Genomic DNA, 20,159 nt, shown 5'->3' with positions numbered 1-20,159 from the left:
TTACTAAGTGGGTTTATGCGATTGCAAAAACAAGAACCTAACAAATTATAACTTACGATCTTTACCTGATGTAAAGGTTTTTTGAAGACAAGGAATTCATGGGATTAGTTACCGCAAAAGAAGTTGCAAAGGCGATCAATGTAGATAAATTTGGTTTTGCGGGTACGTTTATGGGATGGACCTTGATGAAAGTACTTAAGATCTCAAAAGCCAACGAGATCTACGATCGCAACAAGCACTTAAGCGATCTAGAATTTCTAAATGCGATCTTAGATGAATTTGAGATCGATTTTGATATCCCCGAAGAAGATTTAAAACGCCTGCCCAAAGCAGGAAGTTATATCACGATCAGTAACCATCCGTTAGGAGGAATTGACGGGATTTTATTGCTTAAACTACTCATTGAGCAGCGTCCTGATTTTAAGATCATCGCTAATTTTCTCTTGCATCGTATCAAGCCGTTAAAGCCTTATGTGATGCCGGTAAATCCGTTTGAAGATCATAAGGATGCGCAATCGAGTATCGCCGGATTCAAACAGGCGATCAGGCATTTGAGAGACGGGCATCCCTTAGGGATTTTTCCTGCGGGAGAAGTTTCTACATATAAGGATGATAAGCTTATCATTGATAAACCTTGGGAAGAGGCTGCAATGAAACTCATCAAACGTGCAGAAGTTCCTGTAGTTCCTATTTATTTTCACGCTAAAAATAGCAGGCTGTTCTATCAGCTTTCACGCATCAGCGATACGCTGCGTACGGCTAAACTTCCTTCGGAATTGCTTACGCAGAAAAAGCGTACCATTCACGTGCGTATCGGGAATCCGATTTCGGTTAAAGCGCAAAAAGAGCACGAAAGCTTAGAAGATTTTACGGAATTTCTAAGACGTAAAACCTATATTCTGGCGAAGACCTTCGAGAAGAAATCGTCGCTTTTGAGCACAATTCCACATTCTCTAAAAACCCCTAAAGAACCTAAGAAAATTGCCAACGAAGTCAAGGCCGAACTTATTGAGCAGGAGGTGAATAGTCTTCGTGAGAACGAGAAAAGGCTGTTGCAGAGCAAAAATTATGAGGTGTTTTTGGCTTCCGCAGAGATCATTCCCAACATTTTAAATGAGATTGGGCGTTTGCGTGAGATCACGTTTAGAGAAGTGGGAGAGGGGACCAATGAGCCTACAGATCTTGATCGCTACGATCATCATTATCATCACTTATTCCTTTGGGACGAAGACAGTAAAAAAATCGCTGGAGCCTACAGAATGGGACTTGGAGCCCATATTATGCCGGAACATGGGATTAACGGTTTTTATCTACAAAGCCTATTTAGGTTTGAGCCTGAGCTGCATAAAATGATGAGTGAAAGTATTGAAATGGGCCGTGCATTTGTGATCAAAGAATATCAACAAAAGCCAATGCCGCTCTTTCTATTGTGGCGCGGAATTGTACATACCACCTTGCGTTTTCCTGAGCATAAATACCTTATTGGTGGCGTGAGTATCAGTAATCAGTTTTCAAATTTTTCTAAGTCGCTGATGATCGAATTTATGCGTTCGCACTATTACGATCCGTATATCGCACAATACATCAGACCGAAAAAGGAATTTAAGGTCAAGCTGAAAGATGCCGATAAAGAATTTGTTTTTGACGAGACCGAAGCAGATTTGAACAAGTTTGATAAGATCATTGAAGAGATGGAAACCGGTAATCTACGTCTCCCGGTATTGATCAAAAAATACATCAAGCAGAATGCAAAAGTGATTGCTTTTAATGTGGATCCATTATTTAATGATGCTATAGATGGGCTAATGTATATCAAGATCGAAGATCTTCCTGAAAGTACCGTAAAGCCGGTTCTTGAGGAATTTCAAGCCGAATTAGAACAGAAGCTGGAGCAGGCACGCAACGAAGACGAGTCCGCTAAAGAATCTTAGTACTTCGGCGTTCTAAAAGCGCATTATCTTGCCATTTACCATTGCGTTTAGCGATTTTTTCGTGGATTCCTAAAAGTCTAAAGCCTAACTTTTGATGTACGTGAATACTGGCTTTATTCTGCGGAAAAATATGTGCAGTTAGCGTCCAAAAGCCTTCTTGTTCACTCGCTTGAATTAGTGCCTCAAGCAATTGAAAACCTATTTTTTTACCTTGATGTTGCGGCGCGACATACACCGTAACTTCAGCAACCCCGTGATACACTTGCCGTTTAGAAACCAGACTCAACGCTGCCCAGCCGGCAATCTCATTATCAAACTGCGCAACTAATCTACAAACCTTGCAAAAGCGTAAATTCCAGGCTTCAAAATCTGGGCCTCTGTCTCAAAAGTTGCTATTTGGGTGTCGATTCCTGCATGGTAGATTTTAGCGACTTCAGGATAATCCTCAGGCTTAAATGGTCGAATTAGAAGATCCATGGTTTAGAAATATGGGAGATTATTCTTCACTATCATCTAAAAATGACGTATCTACCGGTTCCCATAGTTCGATTTTATTGCCTTCCGGGTCTAAGATCCAGCCAAATTTACCGTAATCATATTCTTCCATTTCTCCTACGATCTCGACACCTTCTTGTTTTAAAACCTCTAGCAATTCGGCTAAATTTTCTACTCTAAAATTCATCATGAATTGCTTCTCGCTTGGAGAAAAATAGGAGGTATCCTGCTGAAAGGGGCTCCACTGTGTTGAGCATTTATTTCCATGTTCATCACGCCACCAGAACGTCCAGCCATATTGGTCTGTAGGAATTCCTAAATGTGTTTTGTACCAGGCTTTAATTGCATCTGGATTTTGGGTTTTAAAGAAAAATCCGCCCAATCCGGTTACTCTTTTTTTCATAATGTATTATTTAGGTTGATGTTTAGGACAATCTATTCTTCGATTTTCCGGGGGTAATTGAACGCGTAATTCCATACAAAAGGCGTGATTGATACCATCTGAACGATAGGCTTTGCAATCTTGACACGATCTGCTTAAAGCGACAGTATTTTCTTTGTTCAATTTAGATAGTATGGAAAACAAACTATTGTAGAGTTGCTTTAAATCTTCTGTATGTTCGGTATTTAAAGCTTCATAAAGTGTTGTCGCAGGTTCGGTAAGTTGTGCAACGACTTCTTTTCCTTTTTGGGTAAGCGTAATATGAAAACGTCTATTGTCTTTGTAATTGAGAACTTTGGTGAGCAGTTTGCGTTGTTCAAGCGTTTTGACACAATCGCTAATCGTTGCTTTGGTAACTTGAAATTCTTTAACCAGTTGACTTACGGTATTTTCAGAAGGACCGTGATAAGCAATAAAGAATAACAATTTTTGTTGAAGCGGGGAGAAGCCATTTTCTTTTTGACTTGCCCACTGCATGGTTTTAAAAGCATCAGCGAGTTTGTCAAATGCAGCAGCAGATCGAGCGGCTAGATCCTGATTTTGAAACTGCGGATTGTAAAGATGTTGCATAGAAGTGAAATTTCACTTCTAAGTTATAAAATATATCTGATAATCAGATAGCTATTGCTTTTAGTTAGGATTCCTAAACAGTTTGTAGTGCCAGGATTTTATCTACAATAGTTTGGGCGAGTTTGATTTTACTTTCAACGGTCCATCCTGCGATATGGGGTGTGAGCACTACATTTTCTGCCTGAATTAAGTATTGCAGTGGTTCGGGCATTTGCTTGGTAGCTGTAAACAGATTTTCAAAGGAGAGTTTTTCATACTCTAGAACATCAAGTCCTGCACCTAAAATTTTTCCACTTTTTAAGGCTGCTGTAAGATCAGCTGTTACAACACTTTTACCTCGTGCAGTATTGATGAGCCAAAAGGGTTTTTTAAATCCGTTGATAAATTCAGTATTTACCATTTTATCGGTAAGTGGCGTCCACGGTGTATGCAAACTCAATACATCTGCACGTTGCTGAAGTTCTTCTAAACTCACTTGAGTGGCATTCTCGTTGCCTAAATCCGGGCGAATATCATAACAGAGCACCTCGCAGTCAAAGCCTTTCAGTTTTTTAGAAAATGCATTTCCCATATTCCCGTAACCGATAAGTCCTACTGTTTTGCCTTCGAGCTCCAATCCGCGGTTTTTCTCACGATTCCACTGACCTGAGCGTACTTCGGCATCTGCTTGCTTTAGTTTGTTGAACAACATAAGCAACATACCCAAAGCGTGTTCTCCCACGGCATTACGGTTGCCTTCAGGAGCGGCGATCAAAGCGACTCCTTTAGATTCGGCGTAAGGAATATCTATACTTTCCAGACCGGCACCCACGCGCGCAATAAATTTAAGATTGGTCGCTGCATCAAGAAATTGCTTGTCGATCTTAAATCTGCTGCGAATGACCACTCCTTCATACTGATCGATTTTTGCTTCGATCTCTTCTTTTGTAGAAGTATAATCTTCATCATTAATATGACCGGCGGCTTTGAGTTGCTCGATCATCAATTCGTGGTTGCTGTCTATATGTAGAATTCTCATAGTTAAAAGTTGGATGCTTATTGATTAACCTCTTCGTAGTATGCGGTAAATGTCTCGGGCACACGCATAGGTTTACGTGTTTGCATATTCAGCAGGCACCAATTTGTGATGGAGGTTGCAAGAATTTTGTTATCTGAAGGTCTAAAGATTTTGGTCCGGCGAATAGAACGAACACCTTCAAACTTTTCGACCCAGGTTTCTATCGTGATCTGCTCGCCTTCAAATGCCGGAGCGTGATATTTAATCGTATGTTCCAAAGCGACCCAGGCGTATTTTTCAAGCATTTCTTCGGTTGAATTGTGTTGCCAGTGGGCTTCTGCGACATCTTGAACCCATTGCAAATAAATCACATTATTTACGTGGCCTAAGCCGTCAATAGCTTCGGCGGGAACGGTAATGTTTAGCTTAAAGGTTTTTGCATTCATCATTAGGCAAAAATACGAAACTATAAAGGGTGCGTACCTGTTATAAACAGTTTTGAGAAGAATTTAATAGGTTTAAAAACCTAAAATAAGCTTGGCGATTAAAAAGTAGGTAAGGATACCAAAGACATCATTACTGGTTGTAATAAATGGACCGGTTGCTACAGCCGGATCTATACCTCGCTTGTCTAATACAATCGGAATAAAAGTACCGATCAAGGCTGCTAAAATAATAACCGCAATTATCGCGACACCAATGCTTACCGACTCTAAGTAGGTGGTTTCAAAGAAGAAATGGCTAATGACAAGTACCACTGTTGCAATGGCAAGACCATTAATAATGGCTAAGGCACATTCTTTAAGTAAACGTCCTGCAATATTGCCTTTTAATGAATCGTTAGCCAAACCTTGAACTACGATCGCGCTAGATTGCACCCCCACATTTCCGGCGGTAGCCTGAATGAGCGGAACAAAGACAAGCAGCTTGGGAAAAGTTTCAAAAATACTGTTGAAACCGGTAATGATACTCGCAGCTCCAAGACCACCAAACATCCCGATCAATAACCAGGGGAGGCGTGCTCGTGTGAGTTTTAAAAGATTATCATCGGCTTCTACAACTTGCGAAATACCTGCTGCCATCCGGTAATCTTCGTCAGCTTCATCTCTAATGAAATCAAGAATGTCGTCTACCGTAATGCGACCTAGCAAAACTCCGGCATCGTTGATAACCGGTACCGCTTCGAGGTCATATTTCTGCATTATACGGGCAACATCCTCTGCGGTATCGTGCACGTTTACCGAGTCTACATTAGGAATATAAATATCTGAAATATTTGACTTGGCTTCAGCGGTAAGCAGGTCTTTAAGCGAAAGTCTCCCGATAAGGTGATCGTTTTTGTCAACCACATAAACCGAATGTACGCGGGTTACATTTTGTGCCTGTGCCCGCATTTTACGCACACAACCGGCAACCGTCCACGTTTCGCGCACGCGTACGAGTTCTTTTGCCATAAGACCACCGGCAGAATCCTCATCGTAGCGCAACATCTCAATGATATCGCGCGCGTGCTCCTCATCTTCGATCGCATCAATTACCTGCCGCTGAATGTCCTCATCCAGTTCAGATAAAAAGTCAACCGCATCATCGGTGTCTAGTTCGTTAAGTTCGTCTGCGATTTCCTGAGGGGAGAGGTTGTCAAGAATTTCTTCCCGATAATCCTCATCAAGCTCCATCAAGGCTTCAGAAGTTTTCTCGCTGTCCAGAAGCTTGATCAGATAGGTAGCTTCTTCCGTAGAGATCTCGTCAAGAATTTCGGCGATATCGGCGTGGTGAACCTCTTCTAAAAGCGCAAGAATACTCGTGTTATCACCAACTTCAATAAAGTTTTCAATCTGCTCAATAAGGTCTTCGGTAAGTTCAAAAGCCATAGTCGCTACTTTATTGAGGGTTTGTATTTTTTTGAGTCAGGCAAATATAAATAAAGTCAACACAGATTTAGGGCGCTTTAAGATACATTTACCCTCTTGCCGTGGCGAAAACGATGTACAAGCACAGAAGCTTCTAACTACGTCCTGCTTTATCGTTTGTAATGTCTTGCGTAAGTTTTATAAAGGCGTCGACGCTAAGTTGCTCAGGACGCATATTGAAGATCTCGCTTTCGCGAAAGGCATCACTCAGTTCTAATTGCTTGAGGCTGTTTCTAAGGGTTTTTCGGCGTTGCTGAAATGCCATTTTCACCACTTTATACAATGCGTCAGGATCACAAGCGAGGTCTTTATAATTGGGTTTACGGGTGAGTTTTAAAACGCCGCTGTCTACTTTAGGCGGCGGATTAAAAACGCCGGGCGGTACTGTAAATAAATATTCAGCATCGTAAAACGCTTGTGCTAATACGGAAAGAATTCCGTAGGCTTTGCTGCCTTCTTTCTCGCAGATACGCTGCGCTACTTCCTTCTGAAACATTCCGCTAAATTCAGGCACCTGATCGCGCCACTCGAGCATTTTAAACACGATTTGTGTCGAAATGTTATACGGGAAATTCCCGGTGATCGCAAAGGCTTGGTCGCCAAATAATTTGCTGAGATCAAACTTGAGAAAATCGGCTTCTACAACATTTAAAGTACAGCCTTCCATAAGTTGCGGATGCTCTAACGGAAAGCTGTTATTAAGGTACACGATAGACTCGCTGTCGAGATCCATTGCGGTTACGTTGCTGTCTTTGCGCAACAAATATTTTGTGAGTACTCCCGTCCCGGGACCGATCTCTAAAACTTCAGAATAACCGTCATAACTTAATGTTTCGGCTATCTTTTTTGCAATGCTTTCATCCTTTAAAAAGTGTTGACCCAAATGCTTCTTGGCCTTTACAGGATCTTCAGAAGCAGCTTTTTTATGGGTACGGGTAAACTTTTTTTTCATCAATAGGATTTAAGCGAGTAGGCTAAGAGCTTACTGCGGTTTGAATTCGGTTTGTTCAGAAATGATCTCTAACTCGGTTCTAAACATAAGTACTTTATCGCCAAAACGACCGGCTTCTTCGCGAAGTTTTGGAGCGTCTTCTTTATAGTAACGTGCTAAAGAATCTTTGCTCTTTGCGGTATATTGAATCGAATAGCTTTGACCACCCATTTCTTCTTTAACCAAAACTTTGGTCATCAGGGCTTTTACAAATTTACCTGTAGCAAGCATCTCTGGGATGTGCTCGTTACGAATCCAGTACAACCAATCTGTATGTACGCTGTCGTCTACATTTACCGTAACATTATATATAATCATAGTCAATTATTTTTTTGGTCGGCAAAGATACGCATCAGTTAATCGCGTCACCTCTTAATTTGCGGTATTTTTGCTGTGCATCTACATAAAAAATACTGTCTGCAAAATTAAAGATGATGCTTTCATACTGTTCCTTAGCTTTCTCGGGTTGTTGCAGCTGGTCAGCATATAAATTGCCCAATCGGTAATGTGCGTCGTCTGCCAGAATATCGTCGCCGTGCTTTTCTAAAATGAGCCTGTAATTTTGCGCTGCGAGATCGTACAAACCTTTAATCTCAAAAAGCTTAGCTTGTTCTAGTAAGGTCTCATCTTCAATCGCTTTATCCTTGTGCTCGGCCAACAGCGTGTTGTAGACTTCAAGCGCTTCATCTTGTTTGTTTTGAAAAAGCAACAAATCTGCTCTGGCAAATGTTTTAAGTGCAGTTTGTGTAGAATCGTCAACCGTGTTATCTGTGATCAACAAATAAAGATCTTGCGCGTCGTTTGCGATCAATTGCTCTGCAGAAGATTTTAAAACTTTCAATTGGGTTTTTGCCCATTCAAAATCTCCCTTATAATAGCTAGTTTTGGCCACTTTAAAACGCGCTTCCTGTGCCAAAACGTTATCTTTTAAATTCTTCTGAATCTGAGAATAATAGATGAGCGCAGCGTTAAAGCGTTCTTCGAGAACCAGAATATCGGCGAGCTCCATTTTGACACGGGCTTCCTGAAAACGGTTCAGTTTTAGATCGAGGGTTTCTTTTAAAAAGGCCGAAGCTTCTTCTTTTTTATCTTGGTTGAAGGCTAAAAAGTGTGCGTATTTGGTTTGTAGCTCGAGTGTTTCGGTAGTTTTTCCAAACTGGTTGAGTAAGCTTTCAAATTCGGTTTGGATCGCCTTAAAATCTTCGGTATCATTTTTCAGAATCCGAAGATCAAGTAATTCTTGATGCGCAAAAAGCCGCATCTCATCACTTGGGGCTTGAGCTACAAGATATTCATAAATCATGCTAGCCAGGTCATAAGCCTCATTTTCAACAGCTACCGCGGCTAAGGTAAAAACCCCATTGAGATTGTTGTTACGGCGCGCAATCGCCTTTTCCTGAATAAAAGCTTTGTTATATTCTTGCTGCTGAATGAATAACCAACTCAACAAACGGTTGTAGAGCAAATTGGGATCTTCCTGAAGCCGTTTCAGCAAGAGTTTTCTAAAAATTTGATTGGCTTCATTCTCGGCATCTTCGGTTATAAAATCATTGAATGAGCGTTGCGCTAAACTTTGATACCTATCGTTCTCGAGAATAAGATTGATGTAAGCATCAAACATCTGTTCAATTTTGCCCTGTTCGCCATAAATGCGCGCCAATTCTACATTGAGATATATGCTATTGAGGCCGGCCTCTTTTGCAATGGTATAAGCCGTAGCTGCCTGATCGAGCAGGCTGTAGTTTTTAAAACTTCTACCCACCATATTGGCTAGTGGCGGATTTTCCCGTACCTGATCGAGTATTTCTGTATAAAGTTTTTGCGCTTCGGTATCTCGACTTTGTAGTTGGTAGTTGTAGCCCAGATCAACTTTTAGAAAAGCAAGACTTTTTGATAACGCCAAGGTTTTAAGTAGCACTTCCTGTGCTTTGTCGTACTGCTCTAGTTGTTGATAAGCTTCGACAAGACTGTTGACTAGACTGGTGTTTCCGGGTGTTTTTTCTACGAGGCCTTCGTATAAAATAGCTGCTTTTTCATAAGCGCCTTGCTGCATATAATTGCGTGCAAGCAAGTCTTCTTGAGCTGAAAGCTTCAAAAAGAAAATTAAAAAAAGGCTTATAAAAAATGCGCGTAACACAGGCTCTCGATTTGAGTTAAAGATACTAAAGTTAAGGCAGTATTCTTCTCTTAAACGAAAGCCTGTTTACGCTAGTATTTAAAACTTATATTTTGTCAAACCCGCAATACGGTATCAAAACTTCAGGAATGTTGATGCCGTCTTCGGTTTGATAGTTTTCGAGAATTCCGGCAAGTACGCGCGGTAGTGCAAGCGAACTTCCATTAAGTGTGTGTGCCAATTGTTTGTTGCCTTCCGCATCGCGGTAACGCAGCTTTAAGCGGTTTGCCTGAAAGGTTTTAAAGTTTGAAACACTGCTGATCTCTAGCCAGCGATCCTGAGCGGTAGAGAACACCTCAAAATCATAGGTTAGGGTAGAAGTGAAGCCCAGATCGCCACCGCAAAGACGTAAAATTCTGTAAGGTAGTTTTAATTCGTCAAGAATCATTTTTACGTGTTCTACCATTCCGTCTAGGGCAGCATCGCTATCTTCAGCCTTCTCAATGCGCACAATTTCTACTTTGTCAAACTGGTGCAAACGGTTAAGACCGCGTACGTGCGCCCCGTAAGAACCAGCCTCACGGCGGAAACACGGTGTGTATCCCGTGCAAGTAATAGGCAAGTCTTTTTCCTCAAGCAAGCTGTCGCGGAACATATTGGTTACCGGTACTTCGGCCGTTGGGATCAAATAAAGATCATCAACGCCTACGTGATACATTTGCCCTTCTTTATCCGGAAGCTGACCTGTACCAAAACCTGAAGCTTCATTTACTAAATGTGGTACTTGTACTTCATTGTATCCAGCAGCGGTATTTTTATCTAGAAAATAGTTGATGAGTGCACGCTGTAAACGCGCTCCTTTTCCTTTGTAAACAGGGAACCCGGCGCCGGTTACTTTGGTGCCCAGCTCAAAATCGATAATGTCATATTTTTTTGCCAATTCCCAGTGCGGAAGGCTGCCTTCTGCCAAGACAGGAACGTCGCCCTTGCGGAAAACTTCTTCATTGTCCTCGTCGCTTTTTCCTGCAGGAACGCTGTCTTGTGGAATATTGGGAATCGTATACAACAGCTGCTCGAGTTCTTCAACAGTGGCGCTAAGTACTTCTTGAAGATTTTTAGAGTCTTCTTTCAGTTTGCCGGTGCGCTCTTTAAGCAAGTTTGCTTTTTGAGCTTCACCATTTTTAAAAAGCATCCCGATCTCTTTAGAAAGCTTGTTGCTTTCTGCGAGTGTGTTGTCTAAGGAAGCCTGGGTGCTACGGCGTTTTTCGTCAAGTTCAAGAACCTGATCAAAAATTGCGGAAGCCTCAAAATTACGCTTAGTAAGTGCTTGAATGTAGGCTTCTTTGTGGTCACGAATGTCTGTAACGTGTAGCATGGCTTTAAATTTTAGACGGCAAAAATACATAAATGCCTGTGAAAACAATCAAGTAACTCAATCCTAATTTCAGGATGATCACCTCATATTTTTTCTTAGAACATATGGGTTGTGAGCAGGGGGCTACTCCAGGATTTGAGTAGCGTAGGGAGGTTTTCGTTTTTCCTTTTTCAAGGGTGAAGGTAAAACCCATTCATTATGCCAGAAATAATCCCATTTTGCGTTAGCCATATCTACGTCAGGGTCGATCAGGCGGTTTAAATCCCCACCGTTTACGCGAATTCTACAATCGACATAAATGGCGACTTGCTTGCCCTCTTTGGCAAAATCTTCTTTAATGCGCTGGCAATACTGCCAGATCACATCGGGTTTTGAAGCGACCACGCGCTGTTGTTTTCGGGAGAGTTGTTCACGATGGTTAAACGGAAGTTCAAGGCCGGTTTCTTTGTCTATAACTTTAAAATTAATGATTCCGCCTTTGGAGCGCAACATCATCCGCCAGCTCAGGCGATGCCCTTCTTCATTCCAGAGTACATCATCTTTGATGATCCAGTGCCTCAAGGGAAGCGCAATCTGAATGATAAAATATATACCGAAAAAGACCAAGATGGGCTTTTGATACTTGGGTCTTATAATTTCATTTCCGGTGTAGAATTGCTTTCCTTTTAAAAAGATATTCCTAATGGTTTCCGGCGGAAAAAAGAACAGTGTAAACGCAAGTGACATATACGGAAAGATCCCAATATGAAAAATAAAGGAGTTGAACAGATGAAAAAATATCGAAATGAAAAAGGCGGTCTTCCGAGTAGGTTTATACAATAATGCCGGGATGATCAAGCCGTCGAATAAAATTCCAAAATAGGCGATGCACCAATGCACCCATTTCTGCTGAAGAAAATCACCCACCAGCCAATAATCCTTACGCGCTTCCATAAGTTGCGCAGCCATACTCGCATCGAGCCAATCGGGATATAACTTGGCGATCGAAGCGTAAGTGTAGACAATCCACAATTGCGCGATGATGATTATGTACACCCAGCGGGGCATACTTATTTTTTTAAGACTAGGATTGTGCTTTACATCAAGAGATAAATACCTGTGCGCGGGGAGGCAGGCCATGACTCCCAGTAAAAGCATCAAGAGATAATAATGGTTGTTGTATGATGATTTTTGCATCAAATAGACACAGGTCCACATCAGGCCGTAGGCGATCACACTAAAACGGTACTTGAAGCCCAGCATCACAAAAACGCCAAACAATCCCATCAACCCGTAATAATAGTACATGCCATCGCCGGGAAGCGGCTGTAAAAAGTCAAAACCTATAAAATTAAATGTAAAATCACCTTCGAGTAAGGTTTTCTTGATCCATCCTGTGGCGATAGCGCCCCAAGCTTCAGCGGTAATAAGAAAGCCAAAAATCACCCTAAAAACGATAAGGGCGCTGTTGTCTACACGTTTATACAGCCATTGATCAAGCATTCAGTTTTTGAATAAAGTCTCGTGAAAATCGTTCGTCGGCTTTCATGGCCGCGATAAGTTCGTCAACCGAATTGAATTTTTTCTCATCGCGAATGCGGGTTAGCAATTCAATTTGTAAGTGTTGATCGTACAAGTTGGCATCAAAATCAAAGAAAAAGGTTTCTATAGTAAGATCGCTTCCGCCCACGGTGGGATTGGTGCCTATGCTCATCATGCCATAAACACGTTCATTTGCTAAAGTTGCCTGAACTACATAAACGCCTTTAGCCGGAATCAATTTATAGTCTTCTTCAATTTTTAAATTTGCTGTAGGATAGTTGAATTTTTTCCCCAGACCTTTTCCGCGAGAAACAATACCGTTCAGCATAAAAGGATAGCCTAAATATTCATTGGCTAAAGTGATGTTTCCTTCGTCGAGTGCTTTTCTAACTTTGGTAGAACTCACCGCCACATCATCAACATCTTGCTTAGAGATCTCTTCCACCTCAAAATCGTAATGCGCTCCAAAAGCTTTTAGATCTTCAATATTGGCATTGCGGTTTCGGCCAAAACGATGATCATAACCTATGATGACTTTTCTGGCTTTTAATTGATCTACCAAGATGTCTTTGACAAATTCTTCTGCGGTAAGTCTCGAGAATTCTTGCGTAAACGGGTGAATGATCAAATGATCAAGACCGCAAGCTTCAAGCAGTGCGATGCGCTCATCTATGCTGTTTATGAGTTTGATCCCTGTGTCTTTTTGCAGCACCATACGCGGGTGCGGAAAAAAGGTAAGTACCACAGATTCTAAGTCGTTGCTTTGCGCGCTTGCCAACAGGCGATCTATGATCTTGCGATGGCCAAGATGTACGCCGTCAAAAGTGCCAATGGTCACAACGGTGCCTTTTAAACCGTCAAATGTATCTGCTGAAGTATGTTGTTTCAATTTATTTGCCGTTGTAAGCGTTCATCGTATTTGCTATTCCCGAAGCTATAAAACTTTCGATTACCTTGCACGAGATGTCCATTCTTTCTGGCATATCGAGTTCTTCGTCTTTATCCCATGCTCCCAAAACATAGTCTATTTGCTTGCCGCGGCTAAAACGATCACCAATTCCAAATCTAAAACGAGGATACTTGGTTGTTGAAAGTTGATTTTGAATGTCTTTTAATCCATTATGTCCGCCGTCGCTGCCTTTGCTTTTTACGCGAATGGTCCCAAACTCCAAGTTAAGATCATCTGTGATCACCAGAATATTTTCGATACTGATGTTTTCTTTTTGCATCCAGTATTTTACCGCTTTTCCGCTGAGGTTCATATAGGTGTTGGGCTTGAGTAGAACCACAGTACGTCCACGCACTTTGGTGTATGCGACATCACCTAGTTTTTCGGTAGACCAGGAAGTCTCTTTTTCATGCGCATAAGCATCGATGATCTTAAAGCCGATGTTGTGTCGTGTGTTATCATATTTGGGCCCAATGTTCCCCAAACCTATAATTAGGTATTTATTCATAGGATCTATGCTTTCTTTTTTTGAACCGAAAAGCTTGCTGAAAAAGCCTGACATATATTAAAACAATCGTGTTTTTTGTAGCTTTTAAACGTACTTGCCGAAGCTTTAGACTTCACAAGTTAACCTTTGCGCAAATTTATGATTTTGTTGCGTTTTGGACGCAGAATAGGGTTAAGCTTATCAGAAAATTGCAAAACCGAAGGGATTCAGAAACGTCAAAAAAAAACACCCGACAGTGCGGGTGTTTTAAGATTGAATTGGTTTCCCAATATTTATTCTGCAGCGTCAGCAGCTTGTTCTGTAGCTTCTGTTCCTTCAGTTTCTTCATCTTCATCCTCGTCATCAAGATCTTCAACAACGTTACGTGAAGTTCTAACTTGACAAACAACCGTGTTGTCTGGGTGAAGGTATTTCCACTCTCCTTGCTCGATACCTGTGATGTATAATTTATCACCAATTTTAAGTTTGGTAATCTCTGCAACAACATAATCAGGAAGGTTTTTAGGCAATGCCTTAACGCGAAGTGTACGATATGTTTTACGTAATACACCACCGTTACGTACACCTCTAGAGTTACCCTCGTAGTGTACAGGAATAGTCATAGTTACCTCTTTACCTTCAAAGATTTGATAGAAATCGATGTGAAGTATGCGATCTGTAACCGGGTGAAATTGAATGTCCTGAAGGATCGCCATATAGGTGTTTCCGTCAAGCTCCAAAGTCGCGGTATGCGCATCTGGAGTGTAAACCAAATCTTTAAACGCAATTTCTGGTGCGTTAAAATGAACTGGCTCGTCTCCTCCGTATAATACGCAAGGAACCTCTCCAGCATTACGTAGGGCTTTAGTTGCCTTTTTGCCCACGCTTTCTCTTTTAGATCCTGTGATCGTGATTGACTTCATTTAATTATATATTAAGTATTAATAAATTACTACATTAAAAATTTTGATGCTATAGACGTGTTGCTATGAACACGGTGCATAACATCTGCAAACAAATCTGCACAACTCAAGATGCGCACTTTGCTGCTTTCTTGCTTAGGCGGAATACTATCGGTTACGATAAGCTCTTGAAGTTTACTTTTTTCAAGACGCTCGTAAGCATCACCGCTCAAAAGCGCGTGTGTACAAATTGCTCTCACGCTTAACGCACCACGTTCCATCATCAGGTCTGCAGCTTTGGTAAGCGTTCCGGCAGTATCAACCATATCATCTGCCAGAATAACGTTGCGCCCCTTTACATCCCCAATAAGCTCCATATGGCTTATTACATTTGCTTTCTCACGCTGTTTGTAACAGATTACTACATCACAATCCAAAGCTTTAGAATAGGCATAAGCTCTTTTAGAACCACCCATATCTGGCGAAGCGATCGTCATGTTTGGTAAATTGAGAGACTCCAGATACGGTAAAAACACAGTTGAAGCAAATAAGTGATCAACCGGACGCTCAAAGAATCCCTGAATTTGATCTGCGTGCAAGTCCATCGTAATGATACGGGTTGCACCGGCAGTCTCTAATAAATTAGCTACCAATTTTGCAGCGATAGGAACGCGAGGTTTGTCTTTACGATCCTGACGTGCCCATCCAAAATACGGCAACACTGCTGTGATATGACGTGCCGAAGCGCGTTTTGCAGCGTCTAACATAAGAAGCATTTCCATCAGGTTTTCACTGCTTGGCATCGTTGAGCCGATGATGAAGACCCGTGAACCGCGAATAGACTCTTCAAAAGAAGGTTGAAACTCGCCGTCGCTATAGGTAGATGTAATTATTTTGCCCAGCGGTTGCCCGTAAGCCTTAGCTATTTTTTCGGCCAAATCCCGGCTTTGTGTGCAGGGAAAAATTTTCGCATCAGGGGCTGATAATGACATGGTTATCTTATGTTTAGATTTGCTAAAAGTATAAGAGGCTGCAAAAGTATAAATTAAATTGGCTTCTAAGTATTTATTTGCGATTTATTTGATCGAAGATTGAGAATTTTTATTACTTTTGCGGTCCATTAATGCCTCGGTGGCGGTCCCGATTATTATCGGGAGGTAGATGTGCCTCAAAAGCCGTTTATATTTAAACCGGATTTTATTAATGGTTGAAGAAGCTTCAACGCGAATTGAAGCTCGTAAAAGAGAAAAATACTGGAAGTCTGGTGTTGGTAAAGAACAACTTAAGACTTTGACCTAATGCCTCGGTGGCGGAATTGGTAGACGCGCTGGATTCAAAACCCAGTTCTTACGAGTGCGGGTTCGATTCCCGCCCGGGGTACTTAAAGGGCTTAGGTGAAAACCTGAGCCTTTTTTTATTGCTTAGGTACAACATAGGTACAACATTTCGTATGTTTTCAGGATAAACTGTAATTTGATATGAGATACTTATATTTAATAACAAGTGTTAAGCTTTTTAATATATATTTTTAGAATTTAGTTTTTCTCAGCTTATCATTTTTCGATTAAAAGTTTAAAATCATACATCCCCGCAAGTTAAACTCGTAAATAACCTTTATCAAAAGACTAAGCATAAAGCCGTCGGACTTCCTTCTTTGCTATTTATTTCGTTTCCTTTTGATTAATTCGCGTTTGGTTCATCACTTTGACATTAAATGAAACTCCAAATTTATGGTTAGGCTACAATGCCTTTAATTATTTTTTGCATAATACCTTAAAAAGAATTTTGGGCAACAGGACTCATTAGATCAAAAGCTATTTGATATTGTTTACGGAATGGCTTTAATATGAAAAAGTTTCATCCAGTTCCTTTTAAAAAACTGGATGTTTTTATTTCAGCGTTTAGTTATCCATTCGTTCAGCCCATTTCCCTTCATTCCGCCAGGCTCTATTACGGTAAAAGAGCTTCACTCGAAGTCTTGGACCCATCTGTTGTTTTGATTCCTTCATTGCATTTACCCGATCGCTGCGCTTTTGGGTGCATTTCATTCTTTCACAAAAAACAGATTAGTCCGCTTTTTAGAATCGGAAAGCCGGCATCCTGATTTTCTTAACCGGATTTTGCGGCAGGATCTTCTTTGCTCCTGCTCGCAAATCCTGAAAAATCAGGTGCCGTCCTTGTCATTTTAAGGGGTTTCTAATGGTTAAGGCCTTGCTTGTTTTTCGGGACAGCGAAAAACAGGCAGAACCTAACCAATTCTAAATCAAACCCGACTGCTCTGCTCCCTTAACTTCACGTACGCTCGCTTCTCATCCGGCTTTAAAAGAATTGCTAAGGCTCTTATGGAACTTGTCAAGGTTATACAGAGTTTCCAAGAAAAATAAGGTTTCTACTTCCTTGAAATCCATCCCTGTCACAGGGAGGATTTACTACGTCGCAGACACTCCTGATTTGTTCCCGGAAAGCCTTGACAAAACCCACCTCATCCATTGTGCTACGCACGTAAGAAGTCAAACAAACACCCCTTAAAATTTAGGTTTAGTTCCGCAATCGGGAATACTTAAATGGAAAAGGGAATTAGTAACCGCCTTTTTACAGGCATTTAAACTCTTTCAATTATGGGAACTTTAAGAAACCATGTACAGTTAATCGGAAATGTTGGTCAGGAGCCAACCATCACCAATTTGGAAAGCGGCCGCAAAGTCGCACGCTTTTCCCTCGCCACCAATGAATTCTATAAAAAGGATAAAGGCGAAAAGGTACAGACTACCGAATGGCACACCGTTGTCGCCTGGGGTAAAACCGCAGACCTCATTGAGAACTATGTAGTTAAAGGTAAAGAACTGGCTTTAAGCGGAAAACTCAAATCCCGCAGTTATGAGGACAAAGAGGGAGTAACCCGCTATGTAACCGAAATCGAAGCTTCCGAAATCCTTTTAATGGGCAGCAAATCTTAAACTGTTTTAAAGGCCTGGGCATTGTTGATGGAAATAGTGCCCAACCTTTTTACTTATTCTTAATTCGTATCACCATGGAAAATTCAAATATCAATTTAGGGCAAAATCTGCAGCAATTCAGCGGAAGTGCCGTGTATTACACCTTACCGCTATTCAATTATAAATACACCGCAGGGGTACACTATCTGGCGGAGCAGGCAGCCTGCTACTGGATGCTTACCGATATTGCAGCAGTCGTTAAAGGCTTTAGAGCCAAACACGGATTTATTGTGGCTGTGTTTAAGCGGTACAGCAAAGAAGATCAAAAACGAACCCGCAATGAAGCGGTAATCACCTATGGAGAAGGGAATGGTATTACCCTCTTTGAACAGCAGTATGACCTAACTGATTTTCCTTTAGATGAACTGCGCCTGTTTTTTGTAGACGATACCCTGATGCTACCTAACGAATATTAAGCCGATCGTTATGCAAACACAACTCAACGAAATCAAGCTTCGGTATTCCACCAAACAGAAAGCTACAGACTGGATTAAAATCAGTTCTTCTGCCAATGCTGCCGAGGCAATCTATAAGAACTGGGATAAAGACCATATCGCCACTTTTGAAACCTTTAAAATTCTGTTGCTCAACAACAGCAACCAGATCAAAGGGGTATTTCAGGTTTCGCAGGGCGGGATAACAGGAACGCTGGTAGACGTAAGACTAATATTTGCGGTTGCACTGAAATCTTTGGCAGTGGGGATGATCCTGACGCATAACCACCCCAGCGGAACCCTTAATCCCAGTGAAGCCGACAAGAGCATTACCCGCAAAATCAAGAGCGCAGGGGAGTTTCTGGACATAAAAGTTTTAGATCACATCATTTTAACCCCATCAGGCAAATACTTCAGCTTTGCGGATGAAGGCATTCTTTAAAATTCAGAACCATGATTTATCTCAATTTTACCGATTTAAGCCCCGAAGCACAAGAACGGCTTTTGGCTAAATCCAGGGAAGACATCAAAAAGAAATACGGCAGGGAGCTGATGAATTACGCTTTAAAACATCATACCCCTATTGACCAGATGCTGGGTGAAGAAGCGATGCGGAATTTATATTCCTATACCTATGTATTCAACATATAAAAACTCCAGACTGAAATCAACAAACGCTCCACAAAATGGGGCGTTTTTTTGTTTACGAAGACCCGGAAATTTATAAAATAACGTATCTTTAAAAGGCTGAAAAACAGCACACATTTTAAAAGTAGGGGTATCCATTTTTTGACTTTCGCTGATAAACCTACCCAGCAAATACTAACATTTCGGAAATTTTTCCAGAGAAAAAGCAAGGGTTGCAGATGATAATCTGGTAACCAAATTGTAGGGATTTTTGTTCGCCTGCGGCGAACGAAAAGGAATAGCAAGAGGGTAACGCGCTGCGCGCTGTTACGAATTCCTTTTCGTTTTCAATACATTGAAAATCAGCGGTTTAAAATTTAAGCAATACGTTGATTCTCAACAATTTGCGACAAATGCCTTCAAAGCGCCTGTTTTATGGGAGGAATTTGCGACAAATCAGCGAATTATGGACCCATTTTTAGGCATTCGATTTAAGAAAACTACAGCAAAACGATTTCAGGAATTCTCCCGCAAACACTTCAAAACGCACACGGAAGCGATGGAGACTATGCTCGACTTTTTCCTGTATAATGAGATTTCTCCCAAAGAACATTTAGGTCCTACCGGACGCACCCTGGAAGCCAAACTCCTGAAACGCATTAATGCGGTCATTGCGATTATCAAGGACGTGGAAAAGAACCAAACCAAACCCACCCAGGCGATGCTCGAAGCGCTATTCACCCAGACGGAAACTCCGGAAGAAAAGCCCTTGATTATAAAACGGGAAGACGAACTGGATGATGCACGGTTTGAAGATTGGGATGGAAAGGATTTTTAATTGCCAGTATTATGTACATCACCATCACACCACAGAAATTAGGAGCCAATTTCAATCAGAGTTCGATGTGGAAGGACGTCACCTACGAACCCGGTGAAGTAAAAGCTGTGGTCTATAAAGATGGTGCTGTAATTGGCGAAAAAACAATAAAAACGGCGGGGGAAGTAAGTATGATTAAACTAAGCCCTGACAGGACAACTATAATGGCTAACGGGATCGATCTAAGCTACATACTTGTAGAAGCCTTTGACAAAGATGGCAATCCTGCGCCACTTGCAGATAATGCCTTGCAAATTGAAGTAAATGGTACCGGTTATTTAGCTGGTGTAGGTAATGGTAACCCACAGAGTCTAACCCCTTTTAAAGGCAATACGGTCAATTTGTTTTATGGAAAGGCTATGATCATTATAGGTAGTGGGTTTAAAAAAGGACTTACTAATGTAAGCGTAAGGGGAGAGGGTTTAAACGAGGTAAGAACCCAGTTAGAAATTCGATAAAATTATCCTATTAAACACCGCCTTTCCTACTATGCATCATTAAAAGAAAATAACTAAAAATCAAGATTAACCTAAAGCACT

At 41.3% G+C, this 20,159-nt stretch carries 23 protein-coding genes and 1 tRNA gene; 8 read left to right on the top strand and 16 right to left on the bottom strand.

The window, feature by feature from the left end; genetic code table 11:
- Positions 1 to 98 precede the first annotated feature (98 nt).
- Entirely contained in the window at positions 99 to 1,931 is a 1,833-nt protein-coding gene (locus WA338_RS04840; RefSeq protein ID WP_009781806.1) for a lysophospholipid acyltransferase family protein, read from the top strand.
- On the opposite strand, the gene WA338_RS04835 is transcribed toward WA338_RS04840, so the two are convergent.
- The 16 genes from WA338_RS04835 to WA338_RS04760 form a co-directional block, all read right to left on the bottom strand.
- Positions 1,918 to 2,235 (bottom strand): GNAT family N-acetyltransferase, encoded by a 318-nt coding sequence (locus WA338_RS04835; RefSeq protein ID WP_336092387.1) that lies wholly within the window; start codon positions 2,233 to 2,235, stop codon positions 1,918 to 1,920. The two genes, WA338_RS04840 and WA338_RS04835, sit on opposite strands and share 14 nt — an antisense overlap.
- A 20-nt stretch (positions 2,236 to 2,255) precedes the next feature.
- Positions 2,256 to 2,408: a hypothetical protein gene (locus WA338_RS04830; protein WP_336092322.1), complete on the bottom strand. Its 153-nt coding sequence runs from the start codon at positions 2,406 to 2,408 to the stop codon at positions 2,256 to 2,258.
- A 19-nt stretch (positions 2,409 to 2,427) separates the two neighbouring features.
- Positions 2,428 to 2,829 carry a VOC family protein gene (locus tag WA338_RS04825; RefSeq protein ID WP_009781804.1) on the bottom strand — a complete coding sequence of 134 codons (402 nt, stop codon included), beginning with the start codon at positions 2,827 to 2,829 and terminating at the stop codon, positions 2,428 to 2,430.
- 6 nt (positions 2,830 to 2,835) lie between these two features.
- The gene (locus WA338_RS04820; protein WP_009781803.1) at positions 2,836 to 3,438 is read right to left on the bottom strand and encodes a MarR family winged helix-turn-helix transcriptional regulator; all 603 of its coding nucleotides are present in this window, start codon (positions 3,436 to 3,438) and stop codon (positions 2,836 to 2,838) included.
- Positions 3,439 to 3,511: 73 nt separating this feature from the next.
- The gene (locus WA338_RS04815) at positions 3,512 to 4,456 is read right to left on the bottom strand and encodes a 2-hydroxyacid dehydrogenase (RefSeq protein ID WP_272986130.1); all 945 of its coding nucleotides are present in this window, start codon (positions 4,454 to 4,456) and stop codon (positions 3,512 to 3,514) included.
- 17 nt (positions 4,457 to 4,473) lie between these two features.
- Positions 4,474 to 4,884 (bottom strand): acyl-CoA thioesterase, encoded by a 411-nt coding sequence (locus WA338_RS04810; protein WP_009781801.1) that lies wholly within the window; start codon positions 4,882 to 4,884, stop codon positions 4,474 to 4,476.
- Between the two features lie 69 nt (positions 4,885 to 4,953).
- Complete coding sequence (mgtE, locus tag WA338_RS04805; RefSeq protein ID WP_272986129.1) at positions 4,954 to 6,306, bottom strand: magnesium transporter; 1,353 nt, start codon at positions 6,304 to 6,306, stop codon at positions 4,954 to 4,956.
- A gap of 133 nt (positions 6,307 to 6,439) precedes the next feature.
- Positions 6,440 to 7,297, bottom strand: a complete 858-nt coding sequence (gene rsmA, locus WA338_RS04800; RefSeq protein ID WP_336092315.1) for a 16S rRNA (adenine(1518)-N(6)/adenine(1519)-N(6))-dimethyltransferase RsmA — start codon at positions 7,295 to 7,297, stop codon at positions 6,440 to 6,442.
- 30 nt (positions 7,298 to 7,327) lie between these two features.
- A complete protein-coding gene (locus WA338_RS04795) occupies positions 7,328 to 7,654 on the bottom strand; it encodes a DUF4286 family protein (protein ID WP_009781798.1) in 327 nt (108 codons plus the stop codon).
- Between the two features lie 34 nt (positions 7,655 to 7,688).
- Positions 7,689 to 9,431, bottom strand: coding sequence for a tetratricopeptide repeat protein (locus WA338_RS04790; RefSeq protein ID WP_336092311.1), 1,743 nt, complete (start codon positions 9,429 to 9,431; stop codon positions 7,689 to 7,691).
- 127 nt (positions 9,432 to 9,558) lie between these two features.
- On the bottom strand, positions 9,559 to 10,827 hold the full coding sequence (serS, locus tag WA338_RS04785) for a serine--tRNA ligase (RefSeq protein ID WP_272986126.1): 1,269 nt from the start codon (positions 10,825 to 10,827) through the stop codon (positions 9,559 to 9,561).
- Between the two features lie 123 nt (positions 10,828 to 10,950).
- The gene (locus tag WA338_RS04780) at positions 10,951 to 12,309 is read right to left on the bottom strand and encodes an HTTM domain-containing protein (protein ID WP_272986125.1); all 1,359 of its coding nucleotides are present in this window, start codon (positions 12,307 to 12,309) and stop codon (positions 10,951 to 10,953) included.
- Positions 12,302 to 13,237 (bottom strand): bifunctional riboflavin kinase/FAD synthetase, encoded by a 936-nt coding sequence (locus WA338_RS04775; protein WP_272986124.1) that lies wholly within the window; start codon positions 13,235 to 13,237, stop codon positions 12,302 to 12,304. The genes WA338_RS04780 and WA338_RS04775 overlap by 8 nt, the downstream gene beginning before the upstream one ends.
- Position 13,238: 1 nt before the next feature.
- On the bottom strand, positions 13,239 to 13,859 hold the full coding sequence (gene pth / locus WA338_RS04770; protein ID WP_272986123.1) for an aminoacyl-tRNA hydrolase: 621 nt from the start codon (positions 13,857 to 13,859) through the stop codon (positions 13,239 to 13,241).
- A 218-nt stretch (positions 13,860 to 14,077) separates the two neighbouring features.
- Positions 14,078 to 14,707, bottom strand: a complete 630-nt coding sequence (locus WA338_RS04765) for a 50S ribosomal protein L25/general stress protein Ctc (RefSeq protein WP_272986122.1) — start codon at positions 14,705 to 14,707, stop codon at positions 14,078 to 14,080.
- A gap of 29 nt (positions 14,708 to 14,736) precedes the next feature.
- Entirely contained in the window at positions 14,737 to 15,678 is a 942-nt protein-coding gene (locus tag WA338_RS04760) for a ribose-phosphate pyrophosphokinase (protein WP_009781791.1), read from the bottom strand.
- A 308-nt stretch (positions 15,679 to 15,986) separates the two neighbouring features.
- Between WA338_RS04760 and WA338_RS04755 the strand changes: the two genes are divergently transcribed.
- The 7 genes from WA338_RS04755 to WA338_RS04725 all read left to right on the top strand — a co-directional run bounded on the left by WA338_RS04755 (position 15,987) and on the right by WA338_RS04725 (position 20,078).
- Positions 15,987 to 16,066, top strand: a tRNA-Leu gene (locus WA338_RS04755).
- A 1,238-nt stretch (positions 16,067 to 17,304) separates the two neighbouring features.
- The gene (locus tag WA338_RS04750; protein ID WP_228231454.1) at positions 17,305 to 17,643 is read left to right on the top strand and encodes a single-stranded DNA-binding protein; all 339 of its coding nucleotides are present in this window, start codon (positions 17,305 to 17,307) and stop codon (positions 17,641 to 17,643) included.
- Between the two features lie 74 nt (positions 17,644 to 17,717).
- Positions 17,718 to 18,098: a DUF6876 family protein gene (locus WA338_RS04745; RefSeq protein WP_272986121.1), complete on the top strand. Its 381-nt coding sequence runs from the start codon at positions 17,718 to 17,720 to the stop codon at positions 18,096 to 18,098.
- A 10-nt stretch (positions 18,099 to 18,108) separates the two neighbouring features.
- Positions 18,109 to 18,558 (top strand): JAB domain-containing protein, encoded by a 450-nt coding sequence (locus tag WA338_RS04740; RefSeq protein ID WP_272986120.1) that lies wholly within the window; start codon positions 18,109 to 18,111, stop codon positions 18,556 to 18,558.
- Between the two features lie 11 nt (positions 18,559 to 18,569).
- Entirely contained in the window at positions 18,570 to 18,767 is a 198-nt protein-coding gene (locus WA338_RS04735; RefSeq protein ID WP_272986119.1) for a hypothetical protein, read from the top strand.
- Between the two features lie 442 nt (positions 18,768 to 19,209).
- The gene (locus WA338_RS04730) at positions 19,210 to 19,581 is read left to right on the top strand and encodes a BfmA/BtgA family mobilization protein (RefSeq protein ID WP_272986118.1); all 372 of its coding nucleotides are present in this window, start codon (positions 19,210 to 19,212) and stop codon (positions 19,579 to 19,581) included.
- Positions 19,582 to 19,592: 11 nt separating this feature from the next.
- Positions 19,593 to 20,078 (top strand): DUF4982 domain-containing protein, encoded by a 486-nt coding sequence (locus WA338_RS04725; protein ID WP_272986117.1) that lies wholly within the window; start codon positions 19,593 to 19,595, stop codon positions 20,076 to 20,078.
- Positions 20,079 to 20,159: the final 81 nt, after the last annotated feature.

It is taken from the genome of Leeuwenhoekiella sp. CH_XMU1409-2 (genome assembly GCF_037029365.1).
Lineage (GTDB): Bacteria > Bacteroidota > Bacteroidia > Flavobacteriales > Flavobacteriaceae > Leeuwenhoekiella > Leeuwenhoekiella blandensis.
This window is presented reverse-complemented; position numbering and strand designations above follow the sequence as displayed.

Bases quoted from the DNA above. Each gene is read 5' to 3' on its own strand.
- WA338_RS04840 (WP_009781806.1), top strand. From the start codon at position 99: ATGGGATTAGTTACCGCAAAAGAAGTTGCAAAGGCGATCAATGTAGAT.
- WA338_RS04830 (WP_336092322.1), bottom strand. From the start codon at position 2,408: ATGGATCTTCTAATTCGACCATTTAAGCCTGAGGATTATCCTGAAGTC.
- WA338_RS04825 (WP_009781804.1), bottom strand. From the start codon at position 2,829: ATGAAAAAAAGAGTAACCGGATTGGGCGGATTTTTCTTTAAAACCCAA.
- WA338_RS04820 (WP_009781803.1), bottom strand. From the start codon at position 3,438: ATGCAACATCTTTACAATCCGCAGTTTCAAAATCAGGATCTAGCCGCT.
- WA338_RS04815 (WP_272986130.1), bottom strand. From the start codon at position 4,456: ATGAGAATTCTACATATAGACAGCAACCACGAATTGATGATCGAGCAA.
- WA338_RS04810 (WP_009781801.1), bottom strand. From the start codon at position 4,884: ATGATGAATGCAAAAACCTTTAAGCTAAACATTACCGTTCCCGCCGAA.
- mgtE (WP_272986129.1), bottom strand. From the start codon at position 6,306: ATGGCTTTTGAACTTACCGAAGACCTTATTGAGCAGATTGAAAACTTT.
- rsmA (WP_336092315.1), bottom strand. From the start codon at position 7,297: ATGAAAAAAAAGTTTACCCGTACCCATAAAAAAGCTGCTTCTGAAGAT.
- WA338_RS04795 (WP_009781798.1), bottom strand. From the start codon at position 7,654: ATGATTATATATAATGTTACGGTAAATGTAGACGACAGCGTACATACA.
- serS (WP_272986126.1), bottom strand. From the start codon at position 10,827: ATGCTACACGTTACAGACATTCGTGACCACAAAGAAGCCTACATTCAA.
- WA338_RS04780 (WP_272986125.1), bottom strand. From the start codon at position 12,309: ATGCTTGATCAATGGCTGTATAAACGTGTAGACAACAGCGCCCTTATC.
- pth (WP_272986123.1), bottom strand. From the start codon at position 13,859: ATGTCAGGCTTTTTCAGCAAGCTTTTCGGTTCAAAAAAAGAAAGCATA.
- WA338_RS04765 (WP_272986122.1), bottom strand. From the start codon at position 14,707: ATGAAGTCAATCACGATCACAGGATCTAAAAGAGAAAGCGTGGGCAAA.
- WA338_RS04760 (WP_009781791.1), bottom strand. From the start codon at position 15,678: ATGTCATTATCAGCCCCTGATGCGAAAATTTTTCCCTGCACACAAAGC.
- WA338_RS04750 (WP_228231454.1), top strand. From the start codon at position 17,305: ATGGGAACTTTAAGAAACCATGTACAGTTAATCGGAAATGTTGGTCAG.
- WA338_RS04745 (WP_272986121.1), top strand. From the start codon at position 17,718: ATGGAAAATTCAAATATCAATTTAGGGCAAAATCTGCAGCAATTCAGC.
- WA338_RS04740 (WP_272986120.1), top strand. From the start codon at position 18,109: ATGCAAACACAACTCAACGAAATCAAGCTTCGGTATTCCACCAAACAG.
- WA338_RS04735 (WP_272986119.1), top strand. From the start codon at position 18,570: ATGATTTATCTCAATTTTACCGATTTAAGCCCCGAAGCACAAGAACGG.
- WA338_RS04730 (WP_272986118.1), top strand. From the start codon at position 19,210: ATGGACCCATTTTTAGGCATTCGATTTAAGAAAACTACAGCAAAACGA.
- WA338_RS04725 (WP_272986117.1), top strand. From the start codon at position 19,593: ATGTACATCACCATCACACCACAGAAATTAGGAGCCAATTTCAATCAG.